Consider the following 24,764-nt stretch of genomic DNA (forward strand, 5'->3'; position numbering starts at 1 on the left):
CTCTTTTCCATTTTCCCAGAATTGCCATCTGGTCAGCGGGAAAAACGGGCTTTTCTATCGTATAAACAGGAGGTGTATAAATACTTGCATTGTGCAAATTTATTACTTGCAAATTGCAAATATATAGATTAAGATCAATTTAAGGAGGCGGTACAGTGGAGCTAACAATCAATAAGTCAGGGAATTTGTCCGTTCAGTATTTTCTGTCGTACCTTTTTCTTGTATCAAAATCTATGAATGTATCATCATCTCAAATTATCGAGTTTACAGAGAAGCGAATGTTTGGGAAAGACTGTGGTTCACGGGGAGAAGCTTCCTATCAAAATTTTTTGAAGGCATGCAGCCAATTTATAGAAAGCGGAGGACGAGATTAAATGGAAAATGTACGCGAGCTGTTTCAAGTAATGGTCCGCCGATTCGGGCTTTTGGATAAGAATTGCTGTTCAGTTGGAACGAGGGAATTGAGCCTGGTTCAAAGTCATATTCTCTATGAAGTAGAACGACGGGAAGCTCCATCCATTCAGGAAATTGCCGATACGCTAGGAACAGATATTACGACGTTCAGCCGGCAGGTTCAGGGCCTAGTAAAGATGGGACTTATAGAAAAAAAACAGTCTATCGAAGATAAAAGGATTTACCAGCTTTTCTTAACCGATGGGGGAAAAGAAATAACTGCATCCATCGATAACCAAATGAATGAGTACTTAAAAGAAGTATTTTCTTATATGCAGCCGGCAGAGAGAAACCAGGTTATCGAATCTATAAAATTACTGAACCTAGCGATGGCAAAAAGTGCGATGTGCTGCCGGCCTGTGAAATAAAAGAAAGATCGAATACGGTCTTTTTACATATATACTTGCATTTTGCAAATAAAAGGAGGAAATCATCATGTGGGGAGAAGTTGCCCGAAGTTTTCTTGAAATTGCACTGGAGCTGACGATGTTATTTATCGCCATCTCGTTTTTGATCAATCTGCTTCAAGAATTTATTCCATATGCCAAGATGGAAACATTGATGAGGGTGAGCCATCCTCTATTAAGCGGCGGGTTGGCTTTGGTTTTTGCCTTCGTGACTCCCTTTTGCTCCTGCTCCACCATTCCAGTGGTCGTGAACCTGCTCAACAACCGAATACGTTTCGGCATAGTGATGGTGTTTTTGTTTGCCTCTCCTGTTTTGGACCCAACCATTTTAACGCTGATGACGGCCGTCTTAGGATGGAAAGTTGCCCTGTACTACACCCTCATCACTTCGGTGCTGTCTATTATGATTGGTTTTACGCTCGAGAAACTTGGCTATGAAAAAGAGGTCAAAAAGGTGCTCGTAAAAAATTATGATCCGATCAAAAACGGTTTAAGTCTCAAAGGTGCTATTAATGAAACCATCCAGCTCATGAAGACGGTGTACCCATACCTTCTCATCGGAGCTGCGATTGGATCGATTATCCACGGGGCCGTTCCAACCGAGTTTATCACTCAGTATTTCGGCGGCGAAAACTGGTGGCTTGTACCGATTGCTGCTGTCGTTGGGGTCCCTTTATATATCCGTCTTTCCTCGATGATTCCAATTACGCAGATCATGATTGCGAAAGGAATGGCGCTAGGCCCTGTCATGGCACTGATGATCAGTTCAGCCGGGGCGAGCCTCCCTGAACTGACGCTTTTGAACAGCATATTTACGAAAAAGCTCGTCGTTGCTTTTGTGATTTCCGTCATAACCATGTCCACGATTTCAGGATTCTTATTTTATATCGTATAGGAGGTGACAATATGAATTTTATGAAAAAATGGTTAGGTGCAAAAGAACAGAAAGACTGCTGTAATGTAATCATCGAGGAAGTGAAGGATGATTCGTGCTTCTCCAAGCAAACGGATGAAGCATCAAAGGAAGGCGAAAAAAAGTGAGCTGGTTATTGAATCTTTGGAATTCTCCCACTGGAAACAAGTAAAAATGAATGATTTATGAAGAAGGCATAAAAACAGAAAATGCAACGTTTGAAACCCGAAGTCCAGTATGGGAAGCGTTTCCTGTAACGAAGAAGCAAAAAAGTAGGCGTGTAAGCAGCAGGAGAATTTTCCTGCTGTTTTTATATAAGAGATTGCTTATATAAGTGTATTGTTATATTATAATGCATGGAGGTGAACCAATCAATGACGGTCCAGCCTAAAACGATTGAACTGGAGGAGGCAGCAATTATTATGAAGCTGCTTGGTGATAAAACGCGGCTTACGATGATGAAAATGCTTCAGAAAAATGAATGCTGTGTGTGTGAATTTACGGCAATTTTTCAAGCGAGCCAGCCTGCAATCAGCCAGCATTTGCGAAAATTGAAGGATGCGGGGCTTGTAAAAGAAAAGCGAAACGGCCAGTGGATCTTCTATTCGCTGAACCGGGAAAGTGAAATGTATGAATTTGTTCAAAATCTTCTTGCGTTTATTCCGGATCAAGATCAAAAGCTGAAGGATCTGGAGAAACAGGGATTGCGAATAACTTGCGAATAATGGAGGGACCATTTTGACATCAGTGATTTTAGCGTCCTTAATTTTTCTTCTGACCCTGATCCTTGTGATCTGGCAGCCGAAAAATTTATCCATCGGCTGGTCTGCATGCGGCGGGGCGGTTCTCGCCCTCATCGCAGGGGTTGTCGATTTTCAGGATGTATGGGATGTAACAGGCATCGTTTGGAATGCCACATTAACATTTATAGCGGTTATTATTATTTCTTTAATATTAGATGAAATTGGATTTTTTGAATGGTCCGCCTTACATATGGCGAGAGCAGCAAAAGGCAGCGGAGTCCGCATGTTCATTTATGTGAGCATCCTCGGAGCTGTCGTCGCTGCCTTCTTTGCAAACGACGGGGCAGCTCTTATTTTGACACCGATTGTTCTGGCGATGGTTCGCAACTTGAAATTTGAAGAAAAGCTTGTGTTTCCTTTTATCATGGCCAGCGGCTTCATTGCGGACACGACGTCGCTTCCGCTTGTCGTCAGTAACCTGGTAAACATCGTGTCGGCCGACTTTTTTAACATCGGATTTGTCGAGTATGCAAGCCGGATGATCGTTCCGAACTTTTTCTCGCTTGCAGCCAGTATTTTGGTCTTGTACTTGTTTTTTAGAAAGAGTATCCCGAAAAACTATGATGTTACAATCCTGAAGCAGCCGAAAAAAGCGATCCGGGATATGAAAATGTTCAAGCTTTCATGGATCGTCCTTGGTGTATTATTGGCGGGTTATTTCATTAGCGAGTTTATTGGGATTCCTGTCTCGATTATTGCCGGGATTATCGCGATTTTCTTCCTGGTCATGGCGAAGAGGAGTCCTGCGGTTCCAACGAAAAAGGTACTGAAGGGTGCCCCATGGGCCATTGTCTTCTTCTCTATCGGGATGTATGTTGTGGTGTATGGTCTTCGGAACGCTGGATTAACAAGCGTTCTTGCAGATGTCATACAGATCGTGGCCGATCAAGGTTTGTTTGCCGCAACGATTGGTATGGGGTTTATCGCGGCGATTCTTTCATCTGTTATGAACAACATGCCGACTGTCATGATTGATGCGCTCGCAATTGCCGATAGCAATACGTCGGGAATTGTCAGGGAAGCGCTCATTTACGCGAATGTCATCGGATCAGATCTTGGACCGAAAATCACACCAATTGGTTCCCTTGCGACCTTGCTTTGGCTTCATGTCCTGTCGCTGAAGGGTGTCAAAATTTCATGGGGGACCTACTTCAAAACGGGGATCATCCTAACAGTACCGACTCTTCTTATTACGCTAATCGGCCTGTATCTATGGCTGTTGGTTTTCTAAATCCAATACATTTAAAAGGAGACTTACAACATGTCTAAAAAAACACTTTATTTTCTATGCACAGGAAATTCATGCCGCAGCCAGATGGCAGAAGCGTGGGGCAAAAAATACCTTGGCGATGAGTGGAACGTACTTAGTGCAGGAATCGAAGCACATGGCTTAAACCCAAATGCCGTGAAAGCGATGAAAGAGATCGGAATGGATATTACGAATCAAACGTCAGACATCATAGATAGCGAAATCTTGAATAACGCTGATTTCGTGGTGACACTTTGCGGAGATGCCGCAGACAAATGTCCAATGACGCCGCCTCATATTAGACGTGAGCACTGGGGCTTTGAGGATCCTGCGAAAGCAACGGGTACGGATGAAGAAAAATGGGCCGTATTCCAGCGGGTTCGTGATGAGATCGGAGAACGGATTAAACGCTTTGCAGAAACAGGGAAATAAGAGAAAAGCCGGGAGTGAATGCTCCCGGCTTTTATTCTGCTAATGCTTTACCCAAATCCTCCTGAAATCCACATACCCAAACGATTCAAACTGGATATCCCGGATCATTGGATGAAAGACGCGGTTCTTCATTGGGTGATACAAATAGATAAATAGATTTTCCTTCTTAATATAATTCTCGGTTTCTTCAATGAATTCTTCTCTTGTTAACGGGTCCGGTGCCTGCTTGATCTTTTCAAAAAAGATATTTAGCTTGCTCATTTGGCTCTCAGTCAGAAAACGGTTGAAAATGAGTGCTTTGTTTAGAAACGCTCCCATAAAAGAAAGGTGATAATCGGTTGACGCGACTTCTCCCATGAATAAGAGGTCGGCCTGTTCTAAAAGAGGATCATAGTATTGATCAAGGGTATACGTTTGAATATCGAGATGAATCCCTGCTTTTAGCGCTTCTCTCTGGAAGAGTTCCCCGCGCTCAATCTCACTTTTTTTCTCCAGGATATAGACATTCAGCGTTTCGTCATTGTATCCCGCTTCCTTAAGCAGCCCGCTGACCTTAGTAGGCTCTTTCTTTTGCGGCTTTGATTTCCACGGAAAGTAGCTGGATGCTTCCTGGAAATCTTCAGCATCAGAGGCTGATCTTAGCTTGTTCATGTCCAATAAATGATAGATGGCTTCCCGAAAAGAAGGATGGTGTACGATCGTATTCTTTTTAAATTAAAGGCTAAAAAGCGAAATCCCACTTCAATATCGGATTTCTGAAGGGCAGGTTTTACGGTTTTTTCCCTCGCAAGCTCATAAACGGCCGAAGAGGCCATTTGCGGATCGACCCTGTAAAACTCGATTTCATCTAAAAAAGGCCTGGTGAGAAAATAATCGTCAAATGCTTGTAACACGAGCAGCTGATCAGTCCGCTTTTTGAGCTGGAATGGTCCGGTGCCTATCCATTTCCTTTCATCAAAAAGTTCGTTTGCCGACAAAATCGCCAGGTTATGCGAACTGACATAGCGCGGAAACAGCAGATTTGGTTTATTCAATGTGAACACAATCGAATAGGGGGAGGGACATTCCAATTTTTCAATACCCTCTGTGAGCCATGAGTGGGCAGAATCATTGTCCTTAAAGCGTTGAAAGGTAGAGCGGACATCCTCACTCGTCAATCCGTGCCCGTTATGAAAGCGGACGCCTTTTCTCAAATAAAACGTCCATATCCGTCCTTCATCCTCCTGCTCCCAGCTGTGTGCGAGATGTGGCTGAAGCAGATCCTGCTCCTGATGATAGGCAAGCAGGCTGTCTCCCAGCTGATGAATTAAGTAGGTTTCAAAGGTAATAGAGGATAGCAGCGGATCAAGTGTGGTTAGATTTCTCGTGACCATTGTCCGCAGCACATCCTTCGATTGTTCCAAAACATGCAGACCGAACAGGGCTTGAACTTCTTTTGATACGTTTGCAATCCAGGTTTTCGGGATCGGAAGCTGCAGCAAAAGAATGATGGATTCCATTTTTTTATTTTGGACAAGATGAATGACGGTTTTTTCAATCTCCTCCTGGAAGGGATTATGAAAGACAAGGCTGGAAGAGTGGCCCCGTCCCAAGCCAGGCTTGTACGCCAGTTTTCCGGCTGCCTCAAATTGCTTCAGCCTCCTCTTCACATTTTTCTGTGTGCAATACCACAGCTTTTCCAGTTCGCTGAGTTTAAATGAAGCGGATTGCTGTTCTTCTCTTTTGTATAAATAGGCTCTCATTTCATAGTAAATCAAATCTTTCATCACAAAACTCCTTCTCGTTTAAAAGGGGACATTTCTAAACGGATTGTACCCTTTTTTTCCACTTTTGGCCAAAGCATAATGGAATCAAGAGGGGGAGTTGTATGTTTAGAGAGCTGCATCCAAATATAAAAATTCGAATTTACACATCATTCTTAAGCCGGTTAGTCGGCTCAATGGTCTTTCCGTTTATGGCCATTTATTTCGCGAGGGAAATCAATGCGGTGACGGCTGGAATTCTGCTTCTGATCCAGGTTGTCGTCCAATTCTTAGCCGGGTTTTACGGAGGTTATTTAGCGGATACAAGGGGGCGCAAGAAAGTCATGGTAGCGGGTGAATGGATGAAGGTCATTTCAACAGCCGGGATGATTTTAGTAAACTCACCATGGTATACATCGGCATGGGTCACGTTTGTCATGCTTGTGCTTCTCGGAATTTCCATGGGAATTGGAAATCCGGCGGCAGAGGCCATGCTTGTTGATGTCAGCACAAAAGAAACGAGAACGATGATCTATTCCATTAACTATTGGACAATCAATTTGTCCATCATGCTTGCCTTAATTATCGGAGGCTGGTTTTTTGAATCGAACTTTTTCGAGCTTCTTCTTTCCCTGCTGGTCATTTCCATCTTTATATTGTGGATCACGAAGGCGAAAATTGAGGAAACCTACGTACCGGAAGAAAAATCACCCCATTCTTTTTCCCTGAAGCCGATCTTCAGCAGCTATGTCTCTGTAATGAAAGATGTTCCTTTCATGCTTTTTACAATCGGAGGCATTGCGATTTTGTCGATTGAGTTTCAGCGGAATAATTTTATGGCGATTCGTCTTGAAGAAGAAATTCCTAAACAAATGATTTCTATATGGGGGAGCATTCCGATTGAAATGACCGGTGTGAGGCTGATCAGCCTGTTAACCGTCGAAAATACGCTGCTCATCGTTCTCCTCACTGCAACGGTAAATAAATGGCTGAAAAACAAATCAGAGCAGAGATTGATGTACATTGGATTTCTTGTGTTTGGCTCCGGTTATTCGTTTCTCGCTTTTTCCAATAACATGGCTGTATTGATGATTGCCGTTTTCATTATGACCATTGGCGAATTGATTTACGTTCCTACGAGGCAAACCATCATCGCCGATATGGTGGATGAATCCCGGCGAGGCGCTTATATGGCCGTCAACGGAATTGTTTTTCAAGCGGGGAAAATCTTCGGGGTATTAGGAATTATGGTATGGGAAGCAGTGGGGGGTATTGGGATGGCGTTTCTCATTATTCTCTTCGCATTGGGAGGAGTCCTCTTTTCGAGGCAGGCGATTGTAAGGCGCAGCCAGCGTCCTGTATACATAGCAAAGAAGATGACGTAATCATCTCTATAACAAAGGTAGTTGGAAAGTCGCTGTCAGAGCGGCTTTTTTACCATATTGAAGCAGGAATATAGTGATTGCAGTTTTTAAATAATTACCATAAGATGGAATTATATCATTAGTCCCATTATTCGTGATTGGAGGTATGAAACATGAAAAAGCCAGGCGCTTTCTATAATGCAAGAATACAAGATTTAGACGATCTTTCATTTCTGAAAACTGCGGTGACATCTGGATGGGGGAAAAACCGGTCTTGATATAGTCATGAAGATCGAATGACAAAAAATAGGGAGTGGTCCTTAATGAAAGATCCTCATGAAACTTTAATATCCAAGAGGTACGAACCGGATATACGAGAAGGAAGAGTTTTTTCACCTACTGAAGAGCTTGAGCACATTTCTGGAGGAGAGCCTTTAAATATTGAAGGCTTGGAAAACGTAAGCAGATTTCCAAAGGGTATAAAATATTTGGGGTATGTCTTGCTTGGAGTGTTTGGCGGTTTGATTTTGCTTGGAATAGTGTTGAGTTTTACAGACTAGGCTTGGAATATAGGGTGTGGACTATTTTAAGCATTCGAAAACCAATAAAAAAACACCGTCAAATTTACTCGACGGTGTTTCACTTCCAAACTTATTTTCCATCAAGAACCGCTTTCAAATCTGCTTCATAAGCAAGCAATTCATCACCGATTTCTTTTGCTAAAGGCTCATAGCCGCCAGCTTTTTTAATAGCAGCCGCTCGGGTTTTTAAGCCTTCAAGCTTGCTGAATTGTGTTTTTGCTTCTTCGATCTTACCGGCATCGATGAGTTCTGAGACGCGGTTCATCAAGCGATACTGGGAGATTTCATATTTTGTACGTTCAATCATAATTTTCACAGGTGTTACAGACCCTTCTAAAAGAGCCTTTCTATATTTTTTATTAGGGACCTGGCCAATTTTTCCTTCTGTTTGCCTCAAGTACTGAATGACTTTGTCATAGGTGAGGTTTGCTTGGTGAAGGTCTGTGAGAGGTTCCATATCTGGAAAAGTATCCACATAAATACTCAATGTATAAATGTTTAATGCTAGGTTAATTCCAGATGCGTATGCTTCCATATAACGAAGTTCTTCATTTATCTTTCCTGGAAGAGGTTCATAATTCCTAGCACTTTTCATGACTTCTTTGCGCTTTTTCAATCGCTCTGCTTTTGCCATGTCTGTATCGTATTGTTTGTAGTTCACTTCAGAAGAAACTTGATAAATAATGCTTGCTAACAGCCGGTATTCGGATACTTCGTAGCCAGTTCGTTCCATTTCTATTTCAACAGGTCGGATATATGAAGATAGTAATATCGAGCGATTTGATGCACCAGATACCCTTGCAATACTCTTTTCAGCAATATATCGCTGCTTTGCCAAACCATCATATAAGCTTTCTATCTTCTCTAAGGAACCCGATGAAATGGCTTCTTTAAACAATGCCAATTTCTTTAAGAGACTTTCACCTTGCCTGACGGCTTCTTTACTTTGAGTTGAAACCGCAGCTGCTGATGGTGAAGGTAATCCGGCATATGCAAGCGGAAAAATGAATAGTGCTGCTGCTATCCAGATCAATAATATTTTTTTACTCATAACTAGCCCTCCCGAATGTGTTCAAGTGAGTTAATTATAAGATAATATAATTCTTTTGACTTGTGATAAAATACCTGTTTAATGGAAGAATTTAGACTTATCAATTCCAAATATAAAAAAACACCGTCAAATTTACTCGACGATGTTTCACTTCCAAACTTATTTCCCCTCAAGAACTGCTTTCAAATCTGTTTCATAAGCAAGCAATTCATCACGGATGGCTTTTGCCAAGGGCTCGTAGCCGCCAGCTTCTTTAATAGCAGCCGCTCGGGTTTTTAAGCCTTCAAGCTTGCTGAATTGTGTTTTTGCTTCTTCGATATTACCGGCATCGATGAGCTCTGAGACAAGGTTCATCAGTCGTAGCTGGGAGATTTCATATTTCGTACGCTCTACAGTTACTTTAGCAGGCGCAACGAATTCTTGAAGCAACGATGTTCTATAGGTTTTGTCAGCAACCTGGCCGATTTTCATTTCCGTTTGTTTCAGATAGCGGGTTAGATCATCGTAATAGAGATCGGCATCGTCAATATCAGGTTCAGCGCCAGTGGATTCATCCACCCAATAATCATAATAAGATAGATTGTATCCCGCAGCAAAGGCTTCTGCTTTACGAAGATCAAGGTTGATGGAGGCAGGCAGCGCTTTGTATCCGCCGGCTTCTTTAATCGCAGACGCGCGTTTTTTCATGCGCTCTAATTTCGCCATATCTGTATCGTACGTATAGTATTCATCCTCATCTAATCCAATAAGTATGGTGGATAGCAGACGAAGCTGTGATACTTCATAAATAGTGCGTTCGATTTCTTTTTTAGCTGGAACTGCATATTTGCTTAAAAGCATATTGCGGTTTGATAAGCCTGATACCTTTCCAATAGCCTTCTCAACGATGGAAAGCTGCTTAGTCAGACCATCATACAATTCATTAATCTCATCAATATTACCCATGGAAACTGTGTTTTTGTAAACATTTAGGCTTTTCAGCAAAAGATCCCCTTGTTTTACTGCTTCCCTGCTTTGTGCAGATGAGGTTGCTGCAGCGTATGCGGATGGTGCTGGTGTTGAAACAGCTGCAAGTGGTGTGATCAGCATAGCTGCGGTCATACCTGTTACCAACATTTTTTTCAAGTTGTTTTCCCCCTAAAATTCTTTCAATCGAGATTATTATAGGGTTCTTCAAAACTTTCATCATGTGTTAAATGGCCTATTTTTTATCAGGATATAGAAGAAGTTGTTTAATTTAGATTGCTAGACAAATAATGGATATATCCTTGGTTTACAAGGGTTTCTTTTAGTGGTTTCCAAAATAACAATCATGTAAATTTACAAAAAAGGTATAAATTTCCATATACCTACAATAAAATTATGACACATGAAAAATGTAAAAAATGGAAATGAACTTCTTTTAGTGCTAGAAGCCTTGTCTAATCCTTACCGACTCAAAATTATTGAGACCCTCAGCGGTGAAAGACAGTATGTGAGCCAGCTTGCCAGAGCTTTAGGGATCAGCAGGCCGCTGCTTTACCTGCATTTAAAAAAACTGGAGGAGGCTGCATTGATTAAAGGTGAGGAAGAGCGGGGCGAGGATGGAAAGGTAATGAAATATTTCGAAGTCCTTCCATTTGGCATTGAGCTAAATGACAGGATGATTGCAGACGCAGCAGGAACAGTCACACTAAAAAATAAGGATAAGGGGGATTGAAATGGTTAATTCCCGAGATTTTCTTTTTTCAGGCTTTGCATTGCTGATTACGTTCCTGCCTTTAATCATCACTGTTTGTGGCTTGATCTTCATCATTCGCGCCTTCCGGCGGTTTGAAGTGCGCGCACAGGAACGCCTTCATTTAGAAAAAGAAAATTTAGCTTCTAATGAGCAGCAAATGAGAAGGATTCAAGACTTAAATCAGCGTATGATCAGCATCGAGAATATTTTAAAGCAAGTAGAGTAGAGATGGGGAGGAGAAACGTTTGGTTTTTCGTTCAAAGGTGGACTCATTTTTTGTGAAAATATTGGTGTGTACAATCATTTTTGTTGGAGCTGTTCTTTTTTTGCCTCTTTATTTTGATAAAACAGCAGACCGTATCGTGTATATCGTTGAGACAGCCATTTTTCTCATTATAGCCGTTTTTATTTTCTGGACCATCACATCGATTCGATATACCTTTCAAGACAAATTCCTGGTTGTGCAGGGAGGGCCGGTAAGAAGCTGGATCCCTTATGAAGACATCACGCGTGCAATTCCGACACGTGATATTTACACAGGCTATCGTCTCCTGTCTGCCCGTTATGCCATCGACCTCTATTACAAATCAGCGATGCTTGGAAGTGTAAAAATTTCTCCTCAAAACCCAAGCTTGTTTCTTCAGCAATTAAGAAACAATTGTACAGATGCTTTAATTGAATCGGACAAAATATTAAAACTGCTGGAGAAAGAGGAGAGCAAGGGTTAACCTAGTGGCATGATTGGATGCTCCCGGAAAGGATGCTTGGACCAAGCTGTCCTGATTTGGTATTTGAAGGACGAACCTGAATCTTGCTTTTTTCAAGCCCCGCTGTGATGGAATCAATTTTCCCGGCCCAAACAGGATCTACAGCAGACGAAGAAGGATACAGACTGAAGCGCCAGCTGATTTCACCTGGAATAAAGGCGAACCCTTCATAGCTGTCGAAATTCCCCAGGTCCCGTGGAGCTGGTAAGTGAAGGGCGTGAAGACTGATGCTGGTTCTTGGAAAACTAGGTGTAAGCTTCACTTTATATAGAAGCGCGGCACCTTTGGCATTGAATAAGTTCTGATTGGGTGGTGTCAAAATCATACTGCATGGCATCTCGACAGCTTTGGCACTCAGGGGATTGATTAATGTAGCGAGAAGAAGGACGGATAGGGAGAATTTCATATAGTACCTCTTTCGTTTGAATTTCCTTTAGGATTCCCTAAAAAGAAAACATTATTGGAGGACGAGTTTCGAAGGGAATGTAACAAACTCAAATAAATTGCAAACTTTTCCTTGTTGATACGTATGAAAGATAAGAAAGAAAGGAGTGGTTTTCATGATTCAGTTTTTTTTAATAGCAGGCATCATCGGCATAATCATTTCAGGAATCTCGATTGGTTCTTGGACAGGTGGTCAGCAGCAGAGAGCAAATTTCTTTTCAGAGACGAAGGAGCACCGTGTTTTCCGGTCTAGAATTGCCATGTTTTCCGGATTAGCCGGAGTGATTTTTCTGGGGATTTCTGGACTGCTTTGGTATTTATAATATTAGCGCTGTTAAACTTAGCTGTTGATTTCCGCTGCAGGCGTTCGCTTTCTGCTCCAATCAACAAACAGGTGTCAAAAAATCAACACCATGCTTTAAAATAGCCATAATATTAAAAACAAAAGGGAGTTTGTTGTGGTATAAAACGAATAACGGATTTGCTTGATCAGCAGGGGATACAGGGGAAATCCAGGAAAGATTATATGGCGGTGGGAGAAATTAAGAGTTCATGAAAAGACAGCTGCAGCACAAATGGGGAACATAAAAATCAGGCGGAGTTCCTGCAAAAAATTCTCCAGTCAGAATGTTAAAAAAGATATTGGTATGCCGTTACTGATTTGAAGGATGCAGAAGTGAGCACAGTCCACGATGTTGGGCATGAAGAAATAGTAAAAGAATTTGCAGGTGAGCCATCGGCAAAATAATGCAAAACACGTTTGGGTTTCCCCGGGCGTTTTTTCTGTTTAACCCCCTTCATCCAAAGTTCTTATTTTTCTATTGTGAATCTATCGGTTAGAGAAATAACTTTTATGGCTTTCCCGTCTTTAATAAATATTTGCATAGCACCCATTTGTTCAGACTTTGATTCTTTCCAGCCATCTTCTTCTAATTTTGCAAGGTACTCTTTCGGCAAGCCTTCTTCTTCTTTCAATCCTTTCAGGCTATATACTGCAGAGTCCTCTTTTTTCTTTACCTCTTTTGCATCGGCTGGTATGGGGAAGGTGCTTTCAATGGATGACTGTTTATAGTTTTCTGCATGAGCATTGCTGGAGCAGCCTTGCAGGATGAAGATAAGACCGGCAGCTGCCGTAGTCATGACTAAGCGTTTCATAGTATCACTCCTTCAAAATAATGGTAACAATCTCATTATACTAGACGATTTGGAAAAAAAAGAAAAAGTCTTCCGGACCAGGAAGACTTTTTAGTTTAATAAACCGTGTAAAACACCAAGCAACGTAAAAATAACCAAATGATCTCCGATTGCTATCAGCATAGCTTTTCTGCTCATTAATCCGAATAGTGAATTTTTCACATACACAATGGAGATGAGAACACCGATAATCAAGCCGATTCCAGCTCCGGTAAGCCAGTTTTCAGCACCCATGGATTGAATCAGAATAGCTGTTAGAAACGAGCTAATGAAAGCGACGATGACAGAAAAGATATATTTAAGGGGGCCTTTACTTTCATTTTGCGCAAAATTGCCTTTATCTTTGAGTAAAATAGAATAATATATGCCTCCGTATATCATATACAGGATGCCTCCAGCCAGGATGGCTAAAAAATTTAAATCAGACACGTTAATTAGCATATTGTTTCTCCTTTTCTTCTGTTGGTTTAGGGTCAATGATATGGTTTGGGGCATGTGAGGCAAGGGTTCCGCCAATCGGATGAGGTCTTTTTTTATTATGGAGAATTTCGGGCTGGATTTCTACCGTTTTTTTCAAAATACTGATTGACCTTCACGCTGCGTAAAGGTGTAAGCTGAATCTATCAGGAGGTGAACACCGATGGAATATACGGTGCAAAAGCTTGCGAGAATGGCAGGGATCACGGCTAGGACGCTCAGGTATTATGATGAGATTGGCATTCTTAAGCCGGCAAGAATGAACTCATCGGGGTATCGGATTTATGGCATGGCAGAGGTGGATCGGCTGCAGCAAATCCTCTTCTACCGGGAGCTTGGAGTCAGTCTTGAGCAGGTTCAGGAGATTTTGTCTGACCTTCATTTTAACGGAGCGAAAGCCCTTATTGAACATCGTGAAAAGCTCCTGGAAAAACGAAAGCAGCTGGATTTGCTCATTTCCAATGTGGAGAAGACGATCTCAGCGGGCGAAGGGAGAATAACGATGTCTGATCAGGAAAAATTTGAAGGCTTCAAGCAAAGAATGATTGATGAGAACGAAGAAAAATATGGGAAAGAAATCCGCCAAAAATATGGAGAAGAGACGGTTAAACGCTCCAATGAAAAGTTCCAGAACATGACGAAGGAGCAATACGAGGAAGTAACGAAGCTAGAGCAAGAAGTCAAAGCCTCATTGGAAGAAGCCTTTAAAACGGGTGATCCTTCAAGTGCAGCTGCTCAAAAAACGGCAGACCTGCATAAGCAGTGGCTCATGTATTACTGGGCTGAATACAGCAGTGAAGCACATGCGGGCCTTGGAGATATGTATGCAGAGGATGAGCGGTTTAAAGCCTATTACGATGAAAATCATGCCGGACTAGCGGAATTTCTGCGGGATGCGATCCATGTTTATACAGGTTTTAAGAAGTAAGTATGCTCCACGGAGATTTGAGCTTCTTGCAGAACTTTTATGAGGATATAAGTCAGCAATTATCCTTTAATAGTAAGCAAAAGTGAAGTCTGGCTGCTTTCTCTTCATCAAGTGCGGGCAGAAAACAAATAAAAACGATGCGGCCGATTATGCCGCATCGTTTTTTTAAATCAGCAATCCAACAATTGCTGCAGATAAGAAGCTAACTAATGTTGCTCCATAAAGGAGCTTAAGTCCAAAGCGGGCTACTACGTTTCCTTTTTGTTCATGCAATCCTTTTACCGCTCCGGTAATGATCCCAATGGAGGAGAAGTTGGCAAAGGATACGAGGAATACGGAAATGATCCCGGTTGTCCGGTCAGAGAGCTCGGTCATTTTTGAAAGATCAAGCATCGCGACGAATTCGTTTGAAACGAGCTTTGTTGCCATAATCGTTCCGGCTTGTACAATTTCTGCAGCCGGTACACCGATGATGAAAGCGAATGGTGCAAACACATACCCAAGCATCGTTTGAAAAGAGATGCCGAAAATGATGCTGAATAGATCATTGATGGCTGCAATTAAAGCAACGAAACCAATCAGCATCGCTCCGACGATGATCGCTACTTTAAAGCCGTCCATGATGTACTCGCCCAGCATTTCGAAGAAGGTCTGTTTTTCCCCTTCTTGCACTTCAATAAAGTCTTCACTGTCTACAACATCGTATGGGTTGATGATGTTGACGATGATGAATCCGCCCAATAAATTCAGCACAAGAGCCACAATGACGTATTTTGGATCAATCATCGTCATGTACGCGCCGAGAATCGAGGCGGAAACAGTGGACATAGCTGATGTACAAAGTGTATATAAACGGTGGTCAGGCAAGTGGCCTAATTGTTTTTTTACGGAAATGAATACTTCAGACTGTCCAAAAATAGCAGATGCAACCGCATTGTAGGATTCAAGTTTTCCTAAGCCATTTATTTTACTTAAAACCAGTCCTAGATACTTAATGATGATAGGCAAAAGTCTAATGTGCTGAGCAATCCCGATTAAAGCTGAAATAAAGACGATCGGAAGGAGAACATTAAGGAAAAATGGCATTTCCTTAGGGTTGGCAATTCCGCCGAAAACGAAATTAATTCCGCTGGCAGCATATTCAAGGAGCTTCGTAAATAATGCTGAAATTCCCTCGATAATAAATAGGCCAATTCCGGTATTAAGGAAAATAAATGTTAAGACGACTTGAAGAACAAGCATGATGATAATTGGTTTGAACTTAATCTGCTTCTTATTGTTACTAACCAAATAGGCCAGCAGCAGAACCACGACGATACCGACAAGCGAAATGATGATACTCATAGCAGCAACCTCCTTATGTAGTAAGCGAATGATGACGAGGGGCGGAGTGGTGAGAAAAAGGGTTACCTTTATCTTTACCCAAACATTCCCTAGAGTGTACAAAATTACAGCAAAAACTCATTTTTATCCTTGCTCCTTTTTTGCCCTTTCCTATTATACTGTTTTACAGGCAATAGGGAAGAGATTATTTAAATAAAAATGAATTCGTTTTCTTTTTAGTGAAAAACTACACGCCTCTAGCGTACTTTATATTAGTAATGCCCCATTCCAAGTTATCTTTTCACAAGCAATTTTACGTATCGCCAAGCAAGCACAAGTAATGGGAAGAGAAAGTCTGATAACATGGAAAAAATACGAATATATAGTCGGAAACTCACATTTACAAAGTGCTATGCAGGGAGTACGATAGACATGAAAATTTACTGGCTTAATCCCGTGGACACGGGAACGGAGGAACCAATTTTTTGGGGCTAATTCTGCTTTAGCAGAAGGGATGAAAGGACTCTTTCGCCATCCTGCCCGTCAGCTAACTTCGTCGGCTAAAGCGAAGGAGGTCACAAGACCGCCTTATTTTGGGGGCTTTTTTTGCTGTCATTTTTTCAGCAATAGCCCGTGAAGTGCCAGTGGTCTTTTTCTTATGGAATGAAAAAGTCAGTGCGTGAGAAAATGCTAAAAGAGATTATAGATTAAATAAAGGAGCTATCGATTGAATGAATATAGCGTTTTTCTTAATACCGAAGAAAGAAGTTATCCATTTGCCCATTCACGCTACAATGAGACAGGCTTTGGAGAAGATGGAGTATCATCGTTATTCAGCCCTTCCGCTGCTGGATGATGAGGGGAAGTATATAGCAACACTGACAGAGGGTGATTTATTATGGAAGCTCAAAAATACACCTAATTTAAGCTTTGACAGTACAAATAAAATCCGGTTAACGGATGTGGAGATGCACCGGAAGAATGAACCGGTCCCAATTCACGCCAAAATGGAACAAATTATTTCCAGGGCAATGGAGCAAAATTTTGTCCCTGTTGTAGATGATCAGGGGATTTTTATTGGGATGATTAGGCGCAGAGAAATCATAGAATACTGTGCGGATCAGCTTTTTAACAAAATAGAGAGATAATATTGGATGAAGGGAAAATAGAATTATGGAATACGAAATTTTAGTCAGACTGCTGACGGCTGTTTTTCTGGGGATTGTCATCGGAATTGAAAGACAATGGCATAAATGCATTGCAGGTCTTCGGACAAATGTTCTGGTAGCCGTAGGCGCATGTCTATTTGTTATGCTCGACTTTGCCTCAGGCGGTGAGTCCAGTATGAGGATTGCTGCTCAAATCGTCAGCGGTATTGGGTTTTTGGGGGCTGGGGTTATTTTTCGCGAAGGGTTAACTGTTAGAGGATTGGATACGGCAGCAACTCTCTGGTGTTCAGCCGCTATCGGTACGCTTGCGGGTGCAGGGTTTTTGATATTAGCCACTGCAGGCACAATCATTGTTGTAGCCGTCAACAGCATTCTCCGTCCAATGGCGGACTGGATTGACCGGTATAATCATCAGCACGGCAAAATTACTTCTTCTCAAAAGGTCCTATCTAAAGATAAAATGTCTATATAAGGAATTTTAACTCAGGGAGGCCTTTATGGAGAAAAAGTGGAAGCAGGACAATCGCATTTTTGAAACGCTATGGGAAGCGGAGATGTGGTCAGATTCTATCGCCAACGAAATGTATGGAAAGCTTTATGAGACATACGTTACACCTGATCATAAAGTGGCATACGTACTTGCTTTCCACTTAGCTTCGAATCCGGAAATTCATGTAAAAACTGAAATGTTTACTGCGGAAGGCTCTTTTCTATATAAGGTTTCAATTAAGTAATCATATGTTCATGACGAGGGGAGCCAGTCCCCTGTCATTCCACTCCATCAGGATAATTTTTTTTCCAGTATTTATCTCCTTTATGGCCGATGTCTTCCGCGGTTTTTTCCAGTTCAGTCAAAATAATCTGTTTTACTTGATTAATCGTTTCGAAAAACGTTTTTTCCTCATAAGGGTTTGGCTGTATTTTAGCCGTAGCACGAACCCCTGCATATCTTCGGTGCTCTTCAATTAATGAATCAAATGCCTCAAAAATGTGGCTTGTCAGTACTGCAATATTTTTGTGGTTCTCAGGAAGCCTGTTTCTTAGATTTTCTATTCGATTATACATGCAATCACCGGTCCTTTTAATTTTTCTTATGTTTTGCTGATTGGAGATCAATCATTCATGAAAGAGCTGAATGTGCGCGATTGAATTAAGCGATTATGGAAACACTACTTCTCATGAAGTGATGCATGAGGAGGATTTCCATATGTCCCATTCAAAAATACAGGTAAGCTGTTCAAGCGAATATGCGCCTCTTAAAAGCGTTCTTTTATGTCCGCCACAGTACATGAAAATCGAAGACATTATCAATGAAACACAAAAGGAATTTCAGGATGAAGAGCTTGATGCCGGAAAAGCTGTAAAGCAGCATAGAGAATTCCTTCGTTTACTCAAGGAAAATGGAATTGAAACACATCTTCTTGAGCCGGACGAGCAATTTCCTGAGCAGGTATTTACAAGGGATATTGGGTTTACACTTGGAAATACACTGTTTATAGCGAATATGGAGATGGACATCAGGCAGGGAGAGGAACGAATCCTGAAAGAATGGCTTGATAAAGAGGGAATTAAATATGTGGACTTAAAAGGCGCCGGCATTGAGGGTGGGGATGTTTTAATTAACGGTAATACTGTCTATGCAGGCATTAGTGAGAGAACATCTGAAGACAGTATTGCCATGCTTGAGAATCATCTGCCTGATTATGAAATTATTCCAATCCCTATTAAAAAGGAATATCTGCATTTAGACTGTATTTTTAACATAATTTCAGAAAAAGAAGCACTACTTTTTCCGGAAGCGTTGAGACAGGAAGAAATCGATTTGCTGTCATCCCGCTTTTCCATTATAGAGGTAAAAGATGAAGACCAGTTCAGGCTCGGAGTGAATGTATTTTCCCTCGGTAATAAAAAAATCATCGCTCTTCCTCACAATAAGCATACAAATGACCAGCTAAGAAAGCTTGGTTATGAAGTCATTGAGACGGATCTATCAGAAATCATTAAGTCCGGCGGTGCGTTTCGATGCTGTACAATGCCGCTTCGGCGGGAGGGTTAAAACTGCATCCTTCATCGAGGTTTGCAGCATCGCCGCTCCATGAACATCACTTCAAAAAAAAGCGATGCCCAAAAGGCACCGCTTTAAATATTCCCCTGTACTTCATTTCCCCGAGCTTTAACCAAAAACCAGGAAAGTCCAAAGCTTAGAATGGCAAGAAGCAACGTTCCTCCATATATAATATGAACCCCTGAAGCAAGAATTCCCTGCAGGCCGGCAAGTTCGCCGGCCTGAACGTTTCCGTGATCAAAGGAAGCGTTTAAATTAAGATTTCCTTTTCCGGCTTGGGAAAGAGTCACTATATTAAAAACTGTTCCAAATACAGCTGACCCGAGTGTCTGGCTGAAGGTGCTGATAAATGTGTTCAGCGCAACGGCAGATCCTCTTTTGTTAGAAGTAACGGACCCCTGAATGATCAGCATAAAAATCGGAGTCATGAGCCCCATGCCCAGTCCAAGCAGTCCAATCGATACATAGATTAGAGATTCAGGTGATTGAGCGGATAACGAAAATAAAAGGAGTGCGCCGCCGCTTAGAAAGGCCGTTCCCATCGTAATAATTGCCTGAGCTTTCAGCCGGCCAACGAGATTTCCTGCAATGATTGATCCGAATGTCCAGCATACAGGCATTGGCATGAGGATAAATCCAGCCGCTGTAGCGCTTTTCCCCAGTACTCCCTGACTCCAGATCGGCAAGTAAATGGTAATGCTGATAATAACAGCACCGGTAAGCAAAGTCAGCAGATTCACAATCAGCACACGTTTGTTGGAAAAAAGGTTCAAAGGAATAATTGGTTCTGCTGCTCTTTTTTCAATCCATACAAAACAGCCATAGACGGCAAAAGCAGCTGCAAACAATCCGATGATAAGCGGGTTGCTCCAGTCCTGTGACTGGCTCCCGGAGAGCAGGGCATATAAAAGGGAGATTGTTCCGATGGAGAACGCTGCCGCTCCCAAATAATCGATGCGCTGCTTTTCCTTCGAAACATCCTCTTTATAATATTTTACAAGCATCATTAAAGCGACTAGTCCGAATGGCAGGTTCAGGAAGAAAATGTACCTCCATGAAAGGGTATCAACGATAAATCCCCCAAGCAGCGGGCCAAGAACGCCGGCGACTCCCCATACGGCACTGATCCATCCCTGTGCTTTTGCACGGTCTTTCGTTTCTGTATATAAATCTCCTATGATAGTCATGGTTACCGGCATGACCACTCCGGCACCTAGACCCTGAATGGCACGGTAAATAATTAATTGCTCCATTGTTAACGCGATACCGCAAAGTGCAGCCCCAATTAAGAAAAGAATAATTCCATAAACCATAATTTTTTTTCGGCCGAATAAATCTGCAAGCTTGCCGTATATTGGAGCGGAAACAGCTGTTGCCAGCATATAAACCGCATACACCCAGCTCACAAGTTCAATGCCGGATAAATCACTTGTTATACGAGGGATCGCGGTGCTGACAATGGTTCCTTCCATGGCGGCAAGAACGGTTACGAGCAGCAAAGCGCCCATTATTTTTTTTCGCATGTTAAAATCTCCCTTGTATCATGACAATAAAAGAAAGTTTACCACTAAATTGAGGATAGATGTAATGAATTCTTCCGAATGCATGAAAATAGAGAGGGAAGTCGCATTCCCTCTATCATCATCGTTCTTTAAGCTTATGGAAGAGCTCATAAGGATTTTCCGCATAATCAGCTTCAGCCTTCCAGATTGGCAGCGACTGCTGTCCAATCGGAAGGGCGAGCTGTGTATAAATTGGAGCCGTTGAAAAGCCAAAAGGTTCAGCTTCCTCGTTCGAGTAGGCAAAATACACCTCTTTGATTTTGCTGAAATACATGGCGCTCAAACACATCGGACAGGGCTGGCCGCTTGCATAAACGGTACATCCGGATAGATCGGATGTTTTAAGCGATTGCGATGCTTGCCGGATGGCCTGTATTTCTGCATGGGCGGTCGGGTCAAAGCTTGCGGCAACATCGTTTACCCCTTCAGCTACTACTTTTCCTTTTTTCACAATGACAGCGCCAAATGGGTTTCCGCCATTCATCTTCACATTTTTATTGGCTAGGCCCACAGCCTGTTTAATATATTGCTCCGTTTCCATAAAACTCCTCCCGAAATCTTCATATGAAGATGTCATTCCCTATCAAATGCTAAAATATGTATAGGAATGTTTTGCATTTGCTTTTTATAGAGGGTGGAAATAAATGTATATTTAGCGTTTGTCTGGCAATCTTGCCTGGGATTCCCCTCTGTTCTACGTTTTGCCTGGCAATCTTGCCTGGGATTCCCCTCTGTTCTATGTTTTGCCTGGCAATCTTGCCTGGGATTCCCCTCTGTTCTACGTTTTGCCTGGCAATCTTGCCTGGGATTCCCCTCTGTTCTACGTTTTGCCTGGCAATCTTGCCTGGGATTCCCCTCTGTTCTACGTTTTGCCTGGCAACCTTGCCTGGGATTCCCCTCTGTTCTATGTTTTGCCTGGCAATCTTGCCTGGGATTCCCCTCTGTTCTACGTTTTGCCTGGCAATCTTGCCTGCATCGCACCTGTTTTCCGTCTTGCCTAGGAATCTTGCCTGGCATCGCACCTGTTTTCCGTCTTGCCTGGCAATCTTGCCTGGGATTCCTCCCCTGTTCCACGCTCACCTGGCATTGCAAGATCATGACAGGTCATCTGTAAGAAAAATTGATGCTGCCTCATGCTTTCTTCCGTTCTATTATTAAATTTTTGCCATGGGAAAAGCTCATTTCGGTGTATGGAGACTCCATTTTTCAACCGGCGTTCCTGAATTGGCAGTAATCGTTATGTTAGCAGCAGCCAACGGGTTCGCAATCCTCTATATTATTCTTCCGTTTTTCAATAAGAATAGAAAATCCGTTCATGACTGCGCTGCCGGAACGATCGTCAGCAAAAAAGAAAAACCTCATGACAGTCAATGAGGTTTTTTTAAATCGGCAGGCATAGCTTCATAAAGAAGATCGGCGAGGTGAACGGCTTTCATTTTATCCGATAGACCTTCACGCTCAATCCCGAGCTTCATTTGAAGAAGACAGCCGGGATTTGCGGTGACAATGATGGCTGCCCTTGAGGCTTTCGCCTGCTCCATTTTATGATCTAAGATCTGCATGCTCATCTCAGATTCTACAATGTTATAAATTCCAGCAGATCCGCAGCAGCGATCTGCATCCTTCATCTCCCGGAATTCAGAGCCTTCAATCGCGTTCAGAAGTTTCCGGGGAGCAGAGGAGGTGTGCATGACGTTTCTCAGATGGCAGGAATCCTGATAGGTGATGACGGACGGGGGAAGCGAGAGCGAGCCGTTTTTATGGAAATCGCACGCGATCAGCACCTCTGTAAAATCCTTCAGCTTTGCTGAAAACGTGATTGCCCGTTCGTGCCATTCCGGTTCGTCTTGAAGGAGGTGGCCGTATTCAATCAGAAAAGCACCGCAGCCGCCTGCATTGGTGATGATATAGTCAGCGTCCAGATCCTCGAATGCCTGAATGTTCCGTTTGGCAAGCTCTTTTCCTTCAGCCTTTTCACCGCTGTGTCCGTGCAGTGCTCCGCAGCATGCCTGTTTTTTTGGGATGACGATCTCGCAGCCGGCAGCCTGAAGGAGCTTGGCCGTCGCATTGTTGGTCTCCATAAACATCGTATCCATCAAACAGCCGCTGAAAAAAGCAACCCTTTTAGTGGCCGTACCCCGTGCCGGCAAAAATTCGGGACGGTTCTTCATCTCTTTCATCGTCGGTACGGCAGGCAGCACTTTTTCCATCGTTGCGAGTGTTTCAGGAAAAAGCTTCATCACGCCCGTATTCCGAGCAAGCTTCTGCAAACCGGACCGCTGATAAAAGCCAAGCAGCCCTGTAACATTCCTCATCCGGTTCTGATGAGGGAATAACTGATGAAATGCAGCCTTCCGCATTACCCGGACAGGCAGTGAGTGCTTTTTATTCTGATTGATAATATCCCGGGCTTCTTCCAGAAAATGGCCATAATTCACACCGGAGGGACAAACCGGTTCACATGCCCGGCAGCCAAGGCAAAGATTCAGTGAGCGCTCCACATCTTCATCCGGTTCGATTAATCCGTCCACGACACCTTTCATTAAAGCGATCCGGCCCCTTGGCGAATGGGCCTCGTCAAAGCCTGACTCAATATAGGTGGGGCAGGAGGGCAGGCAAAAGCCGCACCTCATGCAGTTCAGCAGTTCGTCTTCATTCATGCGCTCCTTGAACTGTGCCTGGATTTTTTCGCGTTCCTGTACCGTTGTCATGATGATACAACCACCCTTTTTCTAGTGTCCTTCGCAAATACTTTCCCGGGATTCATGATGTTGGCAGGATCCAGTGCACTCTTTACTGCCTTCATGGCGGAAATGCCTGCGGCTCCGAGTTTTAATTCAAGATATGGCGCCTTCATTTCCCCGACGCCATGCTCACCAGTAATGGTCCCGCCTAGCTCAATGGCCTTTTCAAAAATGGCGGCAAACGCTTTTTCAACCCGTTCCATTTCATCATGGTCCCGGGCATCGGTTGCAACGGTCGGATGAAGATTCCCGTCGCCGGCGTGACCGAACGTACAGATTTGGACATTGAATCTTTCGCCGATTTCGTTAATGGCCGTCACCATCCTGGCAATCTCAGACCTTGGAACCGTAGCGTCTTCTAGAATGGTCGTGGGCTTCAGCCTGGCAAGCGCGGATAATGCAGAGCGCCTCGCTGTTCTTAACGCTTCAGCTTCTTCATTTGTCTTCGCCAGCTGAACCGAAACGGCCTGCTCCTGCTTGCAGATATCCGCCATTTTCAGCATGTCTCCTGCAACGAGGTCAGCTGGACCGTCCTGTTCAATGAGCAGAACGGCTTTTACATCGGTCGGCAGTCCAATCCTGGCAAAGTCTTCGACCACTTTTAGTGTTGGCTGATCCAAAAACTCCAGTGTAGCCGGGATGATTTTATTGGCGATAATCTTTGAAACCGATCTTGCAGCCGCCCCCAAATCTTGATAAAGAGCGAGCATCGTGCTTTTCGTTTCCGGCATCGGAATCAGCTTCAGTGTTGCTTCAGTCAAAATCCCGAGGGTCCCTTCAGAACCGACAAACAATCTGGTAAAATCATAGCCTGCCACATCCTTCGCAAGCTTTCCGCCTGTCCGGATGACGTCTCCGTTTGCGAGAACGATCTCCAGAGCCATTACATAATCACGGGTAACGCCATATTTTAGCCCGCGGAGCCCGCCTGAGTTTTCGTTGATATTTCCTCCGATTGTGGAAATTTTCATGGAGCTTGGATCAGGAGGATAGAAGAGTCCGCGTGCCTCAACTTCATTAATAATATCCAATGTTACGGCACCTGGCTGAACCGTCACAGTCAGGTTTTCCTCATCGATTTCAAGAATTTTGTTCATATGCTTAAATAAAAGGACAATCCCGCCTTCTGTGGGACAGGTGCCTGCGCATAGATTTGTTCCAGAACCTCTGGGTACAATCGGGACGTTATATTGCCCGCAAAGCTTTACCACTTGTGATACTTCTTCAGCAGACCTTGGTGAGACTACAGCATCAGGCAGCGCCTGGAAGTTTGGTGTAGCATCATAGGAATACACAAGCCGGCTTGCATTGGAATCCTCCACGTTGCTTTTGCCGACAGCAGCGATCAGTTTTTCTTTAAATTCTAGGTTCAGCAT

General features: G+C 43.1%; 33 protein-coding genes and 1 riboswitch. Of the genes, 20 read left to right on the top strand and 13 right to left on the bottom strand.

Features of this window, described 5'->3' with window-relative positions:
- Positions 1-155: 155 nt before the first annotated feature.
- The 7 genes from J9317_RS04880 (at position 156) to arsC (ending at position 4,257) form a co-directional block, all read left to right on the top strand.
- Complete coding sequence (locus tag J9317_RS04880) at positions 156-374, top strand: hypothetical protein (protein ID WP_211556727.1); 219 nt, start codon at positions 156-158, stop codon at positions 372-374.
- Positions 375-821, top strand: coding sequence for a MarR family winged helix-turn-helix transcriptional regulator (locus tag J9317_RS04885; protein ID WP_211556728.1), 447 nt, complete (start codon positions 375-377; stop codon positions 819-821).
- A 67-nt stretch (positions 822-888) separates the two neighbouring features.
- The gene (locus J9317_RS04890) at positions 889-1,755 is read left to right on the top strand and encodes a permease (protein ID WP_211556729.1); all 867 of its coding nucleotides are present in this window, start codon (positions 889-891) and stop codon (positions 1,753-1,755) included.
- Positions 1,756-1,766: 11 nt separating this feature from the next.
- Positions 1,767-1,901: a hypothetical protein gene (locus tag J9317_RS20770; RefSeq protein WP_284143255.1), complete on the top strand. Its 135-nt coding sequence runs from the start codon at positions 1,767-1,769 to the stop codon at positions 1,899-1,901.
- 246 nt (positions 1,902-2,147) lie between these two features.
- Entirely contained in the window at positions 2,148-2,498 is a 351-nt protein-coding gene (locus tag J9317_RS04895) for an ArsR/SmtB family transcription factor (protein ID WP_211556730.1), read from the top strand.
- A 13-nt stretch (positions 2,499-2,511) separates the two neighbouring features.
- Positions 2,512-3,807, top strand: a complete 1,296-nt coding sequence (locus J9317_RS04900; protein WP_249292002.1) for an arsenic transporter — start codon at positions 2,512-2,514, stop codon at positions 3,805-3,807.
- 30 nt (positions 3,808-3,837) lie between these two features.
- Entirely contained in the window at positions 3,838-4,257 is a 420-nt protein-coding gene (arsC, locus tag J9317_RS04905) for an arsenate reductase (thioredoxin) (protein ID WP_211556731.1), read from the top strand.
- A gap of 39 nt (positions 4,258-4,296) precedes the next feature.
- Here the strand turns inward: arsC and J9317_RS20540 are convergent, their stop codons facing one another.
- Together J9317_RS20540 and J9317_RS04915 are read right to left on the bottom strand one after the other, a co-directional pair.
- Entirely contained in the window at positions 4,297-4,908 is a 612-nt protein-coding gene (locus tag J9317_RS20540; RefSeq protein ID WP_249292003.1) for a periplasmic substrate-binding domain-containing protein, read from the bottom strand.
- Positions 4,905-6,023, bottom strand: a complete 1,119-nt coding sequence (locus tag J9317_RS04915; RefSeq protein WP_211556732.1) for an ABC transporter substrate-binding protein — start codon at positions 6,021-6,023, stop codon at positions 4,905-4,907. Before J9317_RS04915 ends, J9317_RS20540 begins: the two co-directional genes overlap by 4 nt.
- Positions 6,024-6,124: 101 nt before the next feature.
- On the opposite strand from J9317_RS04915, the gene J9317_RS04920 reads away from it, so the two are divergent.
- The gene (locus tag J9317_RS04920) at positions 6,125-7,384 is read left to right on the top strand and encodes an MDR family MFS transporter (protein ID WP_211556733.1); all 1,260 of its coding nucleotides are present in this window, start codon (positions 6,125-6,127) and stop codon (positions 7,382-7,384) included.
- Positions 7,385-7,686: 302 nt separating this feature from the next.
- Entirely contained in the window at positions 7,687-7,923 is a 237-nt protein-coding gene (locus J9317_RS04925; RefSeq protein ID WP_211556734.1) for a hypothetical protein, read from the top strand.
- Positions 7,924-8,014: 91 nt separating this feature from the next.
- Here J9317_RS04925 and J9317_RS04930 read toward each other — a convergent pair whose 3' ends face one another.
- Together J9317_RS04930 and J9317_RS04935 are read right to left on the bottom strand one after the other, a co-directional pair.
- Positions 8,015-8,995 carry a hypothetical protein gene (locus J9317_RS04930; protein ID WP_211556735.1) on the bottom strand — a complete coding sequence of 327 codons (981 nt, stop codon included), beginning with the start codon at positions 8,993-8,995 and terminating at the stop codon, positions 8,015-8,017.
- Positions 8,996-9,154: 159 nt separating this feature from the next.
- Positions 9,155-10,111, bottom strand: coding sequence for a hypothetical protein (locus tag J9317_RS04935; RefSeq protein WP_249292367.1), 957 nt, complete (start codon positions 10,109-10,111; stop codon positions 9,155-9,157).
- Positions 10,112-10,364: 253 nt separating this feature from the next.
- On the opposite strand from J9317_RS04935, the gene J9317_RS04940 reads away from it, so the two are divergent.
- From J9317_RS04940 to J9317_RS04950, 3 genes are read left to right on the top strand one after another with little or no spacing between them, the layout of a single operon-like run.
- Positions 10,365-10,694: an ArsR/SmtB family transcription factor gene (locus tag J9317_RS04940; RefSeq protein ID WP_211556737.1), complete on the top strand. Its 330-nt coding sequence runs from the start codon at positions 10,365-10,367 to the stop codon at positions 10,692-10,694.
- 1 nt (position 10,695) lies between these two features.
- Entirely contained in the window at positions 10,696-10,941 is a 246-nt protein-coding gene (locus J9317_RS04945; RefSeq protein WP_211556738.1) for a hypothetical protein, read from the top strand.
- 19 nt (positions 10,942-10,960) lie between these two features.
- Complete coding sequence (locus J9317_RS04950) at positions 10,961-11,443, top strand: PH domain-containing protein (RefSeq protein ID WP_211556739.1); 483 nt, start codon at positions 10,961-10,963, stop codon at positions 11,441-11,443.
- A 1-nt stretch (position 11,444) separates the two neighbouring features.
- Here J9317_RS04950 and J9317_RS04955 read toward each other — a convergent pair whose 3' ends face one another.
- Positions 11,445-11,888 carry a YoqH family protein gene (locus J9317_RS04955; RefSeq protein ID WP_211556740.1) on the bottom strand — a complete coding sequence of 148 codons (444 nt, stop codon included), beginning with the start codon at positions 11,886-11,888 and terminating at the stop codon, positions 11,445-11,447.
- A 154-nt stretch (positions 11,889-12,042) separates the two neighbouring features.
- Between J9317_RS04955 and J9317_RS04960 the strand changes: the two genes are divergently transcribed.
- Complete coding sequence (locus J9317_RS04960) at positions 12,043-12,249, top strand: DUF5316 family protein (RefSeq protein ID WP_211556741.1); 207 nt, start codon at positions 12,043-12,045, stop codon at positions 12,247-12,249.
- Between the two features lie 487 nt (positions 12,250-12,736).
- Here J9317_RS04960 and J9317_RS04965 read toward each other — a convergent pair whose 3' ends face one another.
- On the bottom strand, positions 12,737-13,081 hold the full coding sequence (locus J9317_RS04965; protein ID WP_211556742.1) for a hypothetical protein: 345 nt from the start codon (positions 13,079-13,081) through the stop codon (positions 12,737-12,739).
- Positions 13,082-13,171: 90 nt separating this feature from the next.
- The gene (locus tag J9317_RS04970; protein WP_211556743.1) at positions 13,172-13,561 is read right to left on the bottom strand and encodes a DUF1761 domain-containing protein; all 390 of its coding nucleotides are present in this window, start codon (positions 13,559-13,561) and stop codon (positions 13,172-13,174) included.
- 199 nt (positions 13,562-13,760) lie between these two features.
- On the opposite strand from J9317_RS04970, the gene J9317_RS04975 reads away from it, so the two are divergent.
- Positions 13,761-14,525, top strand: coding sequence for a MerR family transcriptional regulator (locus J9317_RS04975; RefSeq protein WP_211556744.1), 765 nt, complete (start codon positions 13,761-13,763; stop codon positions 14,523-14,525).
- A gap of 165 nt (positions 14,526-14,690) precedes the next feature.
- Here the strand turns inward: J9317_RS04975 and J9317_RS04980 are convergent, their stop codons facing one another.
- Entirely contained in the window at positions 14,691-15,869 is a 1,179-nt protein-coding gene (locus J9317_RS04980) for a NupC/NupG family nucleoside CNT transporter (protein ID WP_211556745.1), read from the bottom strand.
- A gap of 414 nt (positions 15,870-16,283) precedes the next feature.
- A riboswitch (cyclic di-AMP (ydaO/yuaA leader) is annotated at positions 16,284-16,425 on the top strand.
- Positions 16,426-16,579: 154 nt separating this feature from the next.
- On the opposite strand from J9317_RS04980, the gene J9317_RS04985 reads away from it, so the two are divergent.
- The 3 genes from J9317_RS04985 to J9317_RS04995 are packed head-to-tail and all read left to right on the top strand — an operon-like array spanning position 16,580 to position 17,751.
- Complete coding sequence (locus J9317_RS04985) at positions 16,580-16,996, top strand: CBS domain-containing protein (protein WP_211556746.1); 417 nt, start codon at positions 16,580-16,582, stop codon at positions 16,994-16,996.
- 25 nt (positions 16,997-17,021) lie between these two features.
- The gene (locus J9317_RS04990; protein ID WP_211556747.1) at positions 17,022-17,489 is read left to right on the top strand and encodes an MgtC/SapB family protein; all 468 of its coding nucleotides are present in this window, start codon (positions 17,022-17,024) and stop codon (positions 17,487-17,489) included.
- 25 nt (positions 17,490-17,514) lie between these two features.
- Positions 17,515-17,751: a hypothetical protein gene (locus J9317_RS04995; RefSeq protein ID WP_211556748.1), complete on the top strand. Its 237-nt coding sequence runs from the start codon at positions 17,515-17,517 to the stop codon at positions 17,749-17,751.
- A 34-nt stretch (positions 17,752-17,785) separates the two neighbouring features.
- Here the strand turns inward: J9317_RS04995 and J9317_RS05000 are convergent, their stop codons facing one another.
- Positions 17,786-18,082 carry a hypothetical protein gene (locus tag J9317_RS05000; protein ID WP_211556749.1) on the bottom strand — a complete coding sequence of 99 codons (297 nt, stop codon included), beginning with the start codon at positions 18,080-18,082 and terminating at the stop codon, positions 17,786-17,788.
- A gap of 142 nt (positions 18,083-18,224) precedes the next feature.
- On the opposite strand from J9317_RS05000, the gene J9317_RS05005 reads away from it, so the two are divergent.
- A complete protein-coding gene (locus J9317_RS05005) occupies positions 18,225-19,073 on the top strand; it encodes a dimethylarginine dimethylaminohydrolase family protein (RefSeq protein WP_211556750.1) in 849 nt (282 codons plus the stop codon).
- An 83-nt stretch (positions 19,074-19,156) separates the two neighbouring features.
- Here J9317_RS05005 and J9317_RS05010 read toward each other — a convergent pair whose 3' ends face one another.
- Both J9317_RS05010 and J9317_RS05015 read right to left on the bottom strand, forming a co-directional pair.
- Complete coding sequence (locus J9317_RS05010) at positions 19,157-20,605, bottom strand: MDR family MFS transporter (protein ID WP_211556751.1); 1,449 nt, start codon at positions 20,603-20,605, stop codon at positions 19,157-19,159.
- A gap of 118 nt (positions 20,606-20,723) precedes the next feature.
- A complete protein-coding gene (locus J9317_RS05015; protein WP_211556752.1) occupies positions 20,724-21,185 on the bottom strand; it encodes a nucleoside deaminase in 462 nt (153 codons plus the stop codon).
- A 118-nt stretch (positions 21,186-21,303) separates the two neighbouring features.
- On the opposite strand from J9317_RS05015, the gene J9317_RS05020 reads away from it, so the two are divergent.
- Together J9317_RS05020 and J9317_RS05025 are read left to right on the top strand one after the other, a co-directional pair.
- Positions 21,304-21,645 (top strand): hypothetical protein, encoded by a 342-nt coding sequence (locus J9317_RS05020; RefSeq protein WP_211556753.1) that lies wholly within the window; start codon positions 21,304-21,306, stop codon positions 21,643-21,645.
- 223 nt (positions 21,646-21,868) lie between these two features.
- A complete protein-coding gene (locus J9317_RS05025; protein WP_211556754.1) occupies positions 21,869-22,018 on the top strand; it encodes an RDD family protein in 150 nt (49 codons plus the stop codon).
- Here the strand turns inward: J9317_RS05025 and J9317_RS05030 are convergent.
- Together J9317_RS05030 and glcD are read right to left on the bottom strand one after the other, a co-directional pair.
- Complete coding sequence (locus J9317_RS05030; protein WP_211556755.1) at positions 22,012-23,355, bottom strand: (Fe-S)-binding protein; 1,344 nt, start codon at positions 23,353-23,355, stop codon at positions 22,012-22,014. The two genes, J9317_RS05025 and J9317_RS05030, sit on opposite strands and share 7 nt — an antisense overlap.
- On the bottom strand, positions 23,352-24,764 hold the full coding sequence (gene glcD / locus J9317_RS05035; protein WP_211556756.1) for a glycolate oxidase subunit GlcD: 1,413 nt from the start codon (positions 24,762-24,764) through the stop codon (positions 23,352-23,354). The genes J9317_RS05030 and glcD overlap by 4 nt, the downstream gene beginning before the upstream one ends.

The sequence above is a fragment of the Metabacillus flavus genome (assembly GCF_018283675.1).
Classification (GTDB): domain Bacteria; phylum Bacillota; class Bacilli; order Bacillales; family Bacillaceae; genus Metabacillus_B; species Metabacillus_B flavus.

Coding starts and splice junctions, on each gene's coding strand:
- J9317_RS04885 (WP_211556728.1), top strand. CDS start 375: ATGGAAAATGTACGCGAGCTGTTTCAAGTAATGGTCCGCCGATTCGGG.
- J9317_RS04890 (WP_211556729.1), top strand. CDS start 889: ATGTGGGGAGAAGTTGCCCGAAGTTTTCTTGAAATTGCACTGGAGCTG.
- J9317_RS20770 (WP_284143255.1), top strand. CDS start 1,767: ATGAATTTTATGAAAAAATGGTTAGGTGCAAAAGAACAGAAAGACTGC.
- J9317_RS04895 (WP_211556730.1), top strand. CDS start 2,148: ATGACGGTCCAGCCTAAAACGATTGAACTGGAGGAGGCAGCAATTATT.
- arsC (WP_211556731.1), top strand. CDS start 3,838: ATGTCTAAAAAAACACTTTATTTTCTATGCACAGGAAATTCATGCCGC.
- J9317_RS20540 (WP_249292003.1), bottom strand. CDS start 4,908: ATGAACAAGCTAAGATCAGCCTCTGATGCTGAAGATTTCCAGGAAGCA.
- J9317_RS04915 (WP_211556732.1), bottom strand. CDS start 6,023: ATGAAAGATTTGATTTACTATGAAATGAGAGCCTATTTATACAAAAGA.
- J9317_RS04920 (WP_211556733.1), top strand. CDS start 6,125: ATGTTTAGAGAGCTGCATCCAAATATAAAAATTCGAATTTACACATCA.
- J9317_RS04925 (WP_211556734.1), top strand. CDS start 7,687: ATGAAAGATCCTCATGAAACTTTAATATCCAAGAGGTACGAACCGGAT.
- J9317_RS04930 (WP_211556735.1), bottom strand. CDS start 8,995: ATGAGTAAAAAAATATTATTGATCTGGATAGCAGCAGCACTATTCATT.
- J9317_RS04935 (WP_249292367.1), bottom strand. CDS start 10,111: ATGTTGGTAACAGGTATGACCGCAGCTATGCTGATCACACCACTTGCA.
- J9317_RS04940 (WP_211556737.1), top strand. CDS start 10,365: ATGAAAAATGTAAAAAATGGAAATGAACTTCTTTTAGTGCTAGAAGCC.
- J9317_RS04945 (WP_211556738.1), top strand. CDS start 10,696: ATGGTTAATTCCCGAGATTTTCTTTTTTCAGGCTTTGCATTGCTGATT.
- J9317_RS04955 (WP_211556740.1), bottom strand. CDS start 11,888: ATGAAATTCTCCCTATCCGTCCTTCTTCTCGCTACATTAATCAATCCC.
- J9317_RS04960 (WP_211556741.1), top strand. CDS start 12,043: ATGATTCAGTTTTTTTTAATAGCAGGCATCATCGGCATAATCATTTCA.
- J9317_RS04965 (WP_211556742.1), bottom strand. CDS start 13,081: ATGAAACGCTTAGTCATGACTACGGCAGCTGCCGGTCTTATCTTCATC.
- J9317_RS04970 (WP_211556743.1), bottom strand. CDS start 13,561: ATGCTAATTAACGTGTCTGATTTAAATTTTTTAGCCATCCTGGCTGGA.
- J9317_RS04975 (WP_211556744.1), top strand. CDS start 13,761: ATGGAATATACGGTGCAAAAGCTTGCGAGAATGGCAGGGATCACGGCT.
- J9317_RS04980 (WP_211556745.1), bottom strand. CDS start 15,869: ATGAGTATCATCATTTCGCTTGTCGGTATCGTCGTGGTTCTGCTGCTG.
- J9317_RS04985 (WP_211556746.1), top strand. CDS start 16,580: ATGAATATAGCGTTTTTCTTAATACCGAAGAAAGAAGTTATCCATTTG.
- J9317_RS04990 (WP_211556747.1), top strand. CDS start 17,022: ATGGAATACGAAATTTTAGTCAGACTGCTGACGGCTGTTTTTCTGGGG.
- J9317_RS04995 (WP_211556748.1), top strand. CDS start 17,515: ATGGAGAAAAAGTGGAAGCAGGACAATCGCATTTTTGAAACGCTATGG.
- J9317_RS05000 (WP_211556749.1), bottom strand. CDS start 18,082: ATGTATAATCGAATAGAAAATCTAAGAAACAGGCTTCCTGAGAACCAC.
- J9317_RS05005 (WP_211556750.1), top strand. CDS start 18,225: ATGTCCCATTCAAAAATACAGGTAAGCTGTTCAAGCGAATATGCGCCT.
- J9317_RS05010 (WP_211556751.1), bottom strand. CDS start 20,605: ATGCGAAAAAAAATAATGGGCGCTTTGCTGCTCGTAACCGTTCTTGCC.
- J9317_RS05015 (WP_211556752.1), bottom strand. CDS start 21,185: ATGGAAACGGAGCAATATATTAAACAGGCTGTGGGCCTAGCCAATAAA.
- J9317_RS05030 (WP_211556755.1), bottom strand. CDS start 23,355: ATGACAACGGTACAGGAACGCGAAAAAATCCAGGCACAGTTCAAGGAG.
- glcD (WP_211556756.1), bottom strand. CDS start 24,764: ATGCTGAACCTAGAATTTAAAGAAAAACTGATCGCTGCTGTCGGCAAA.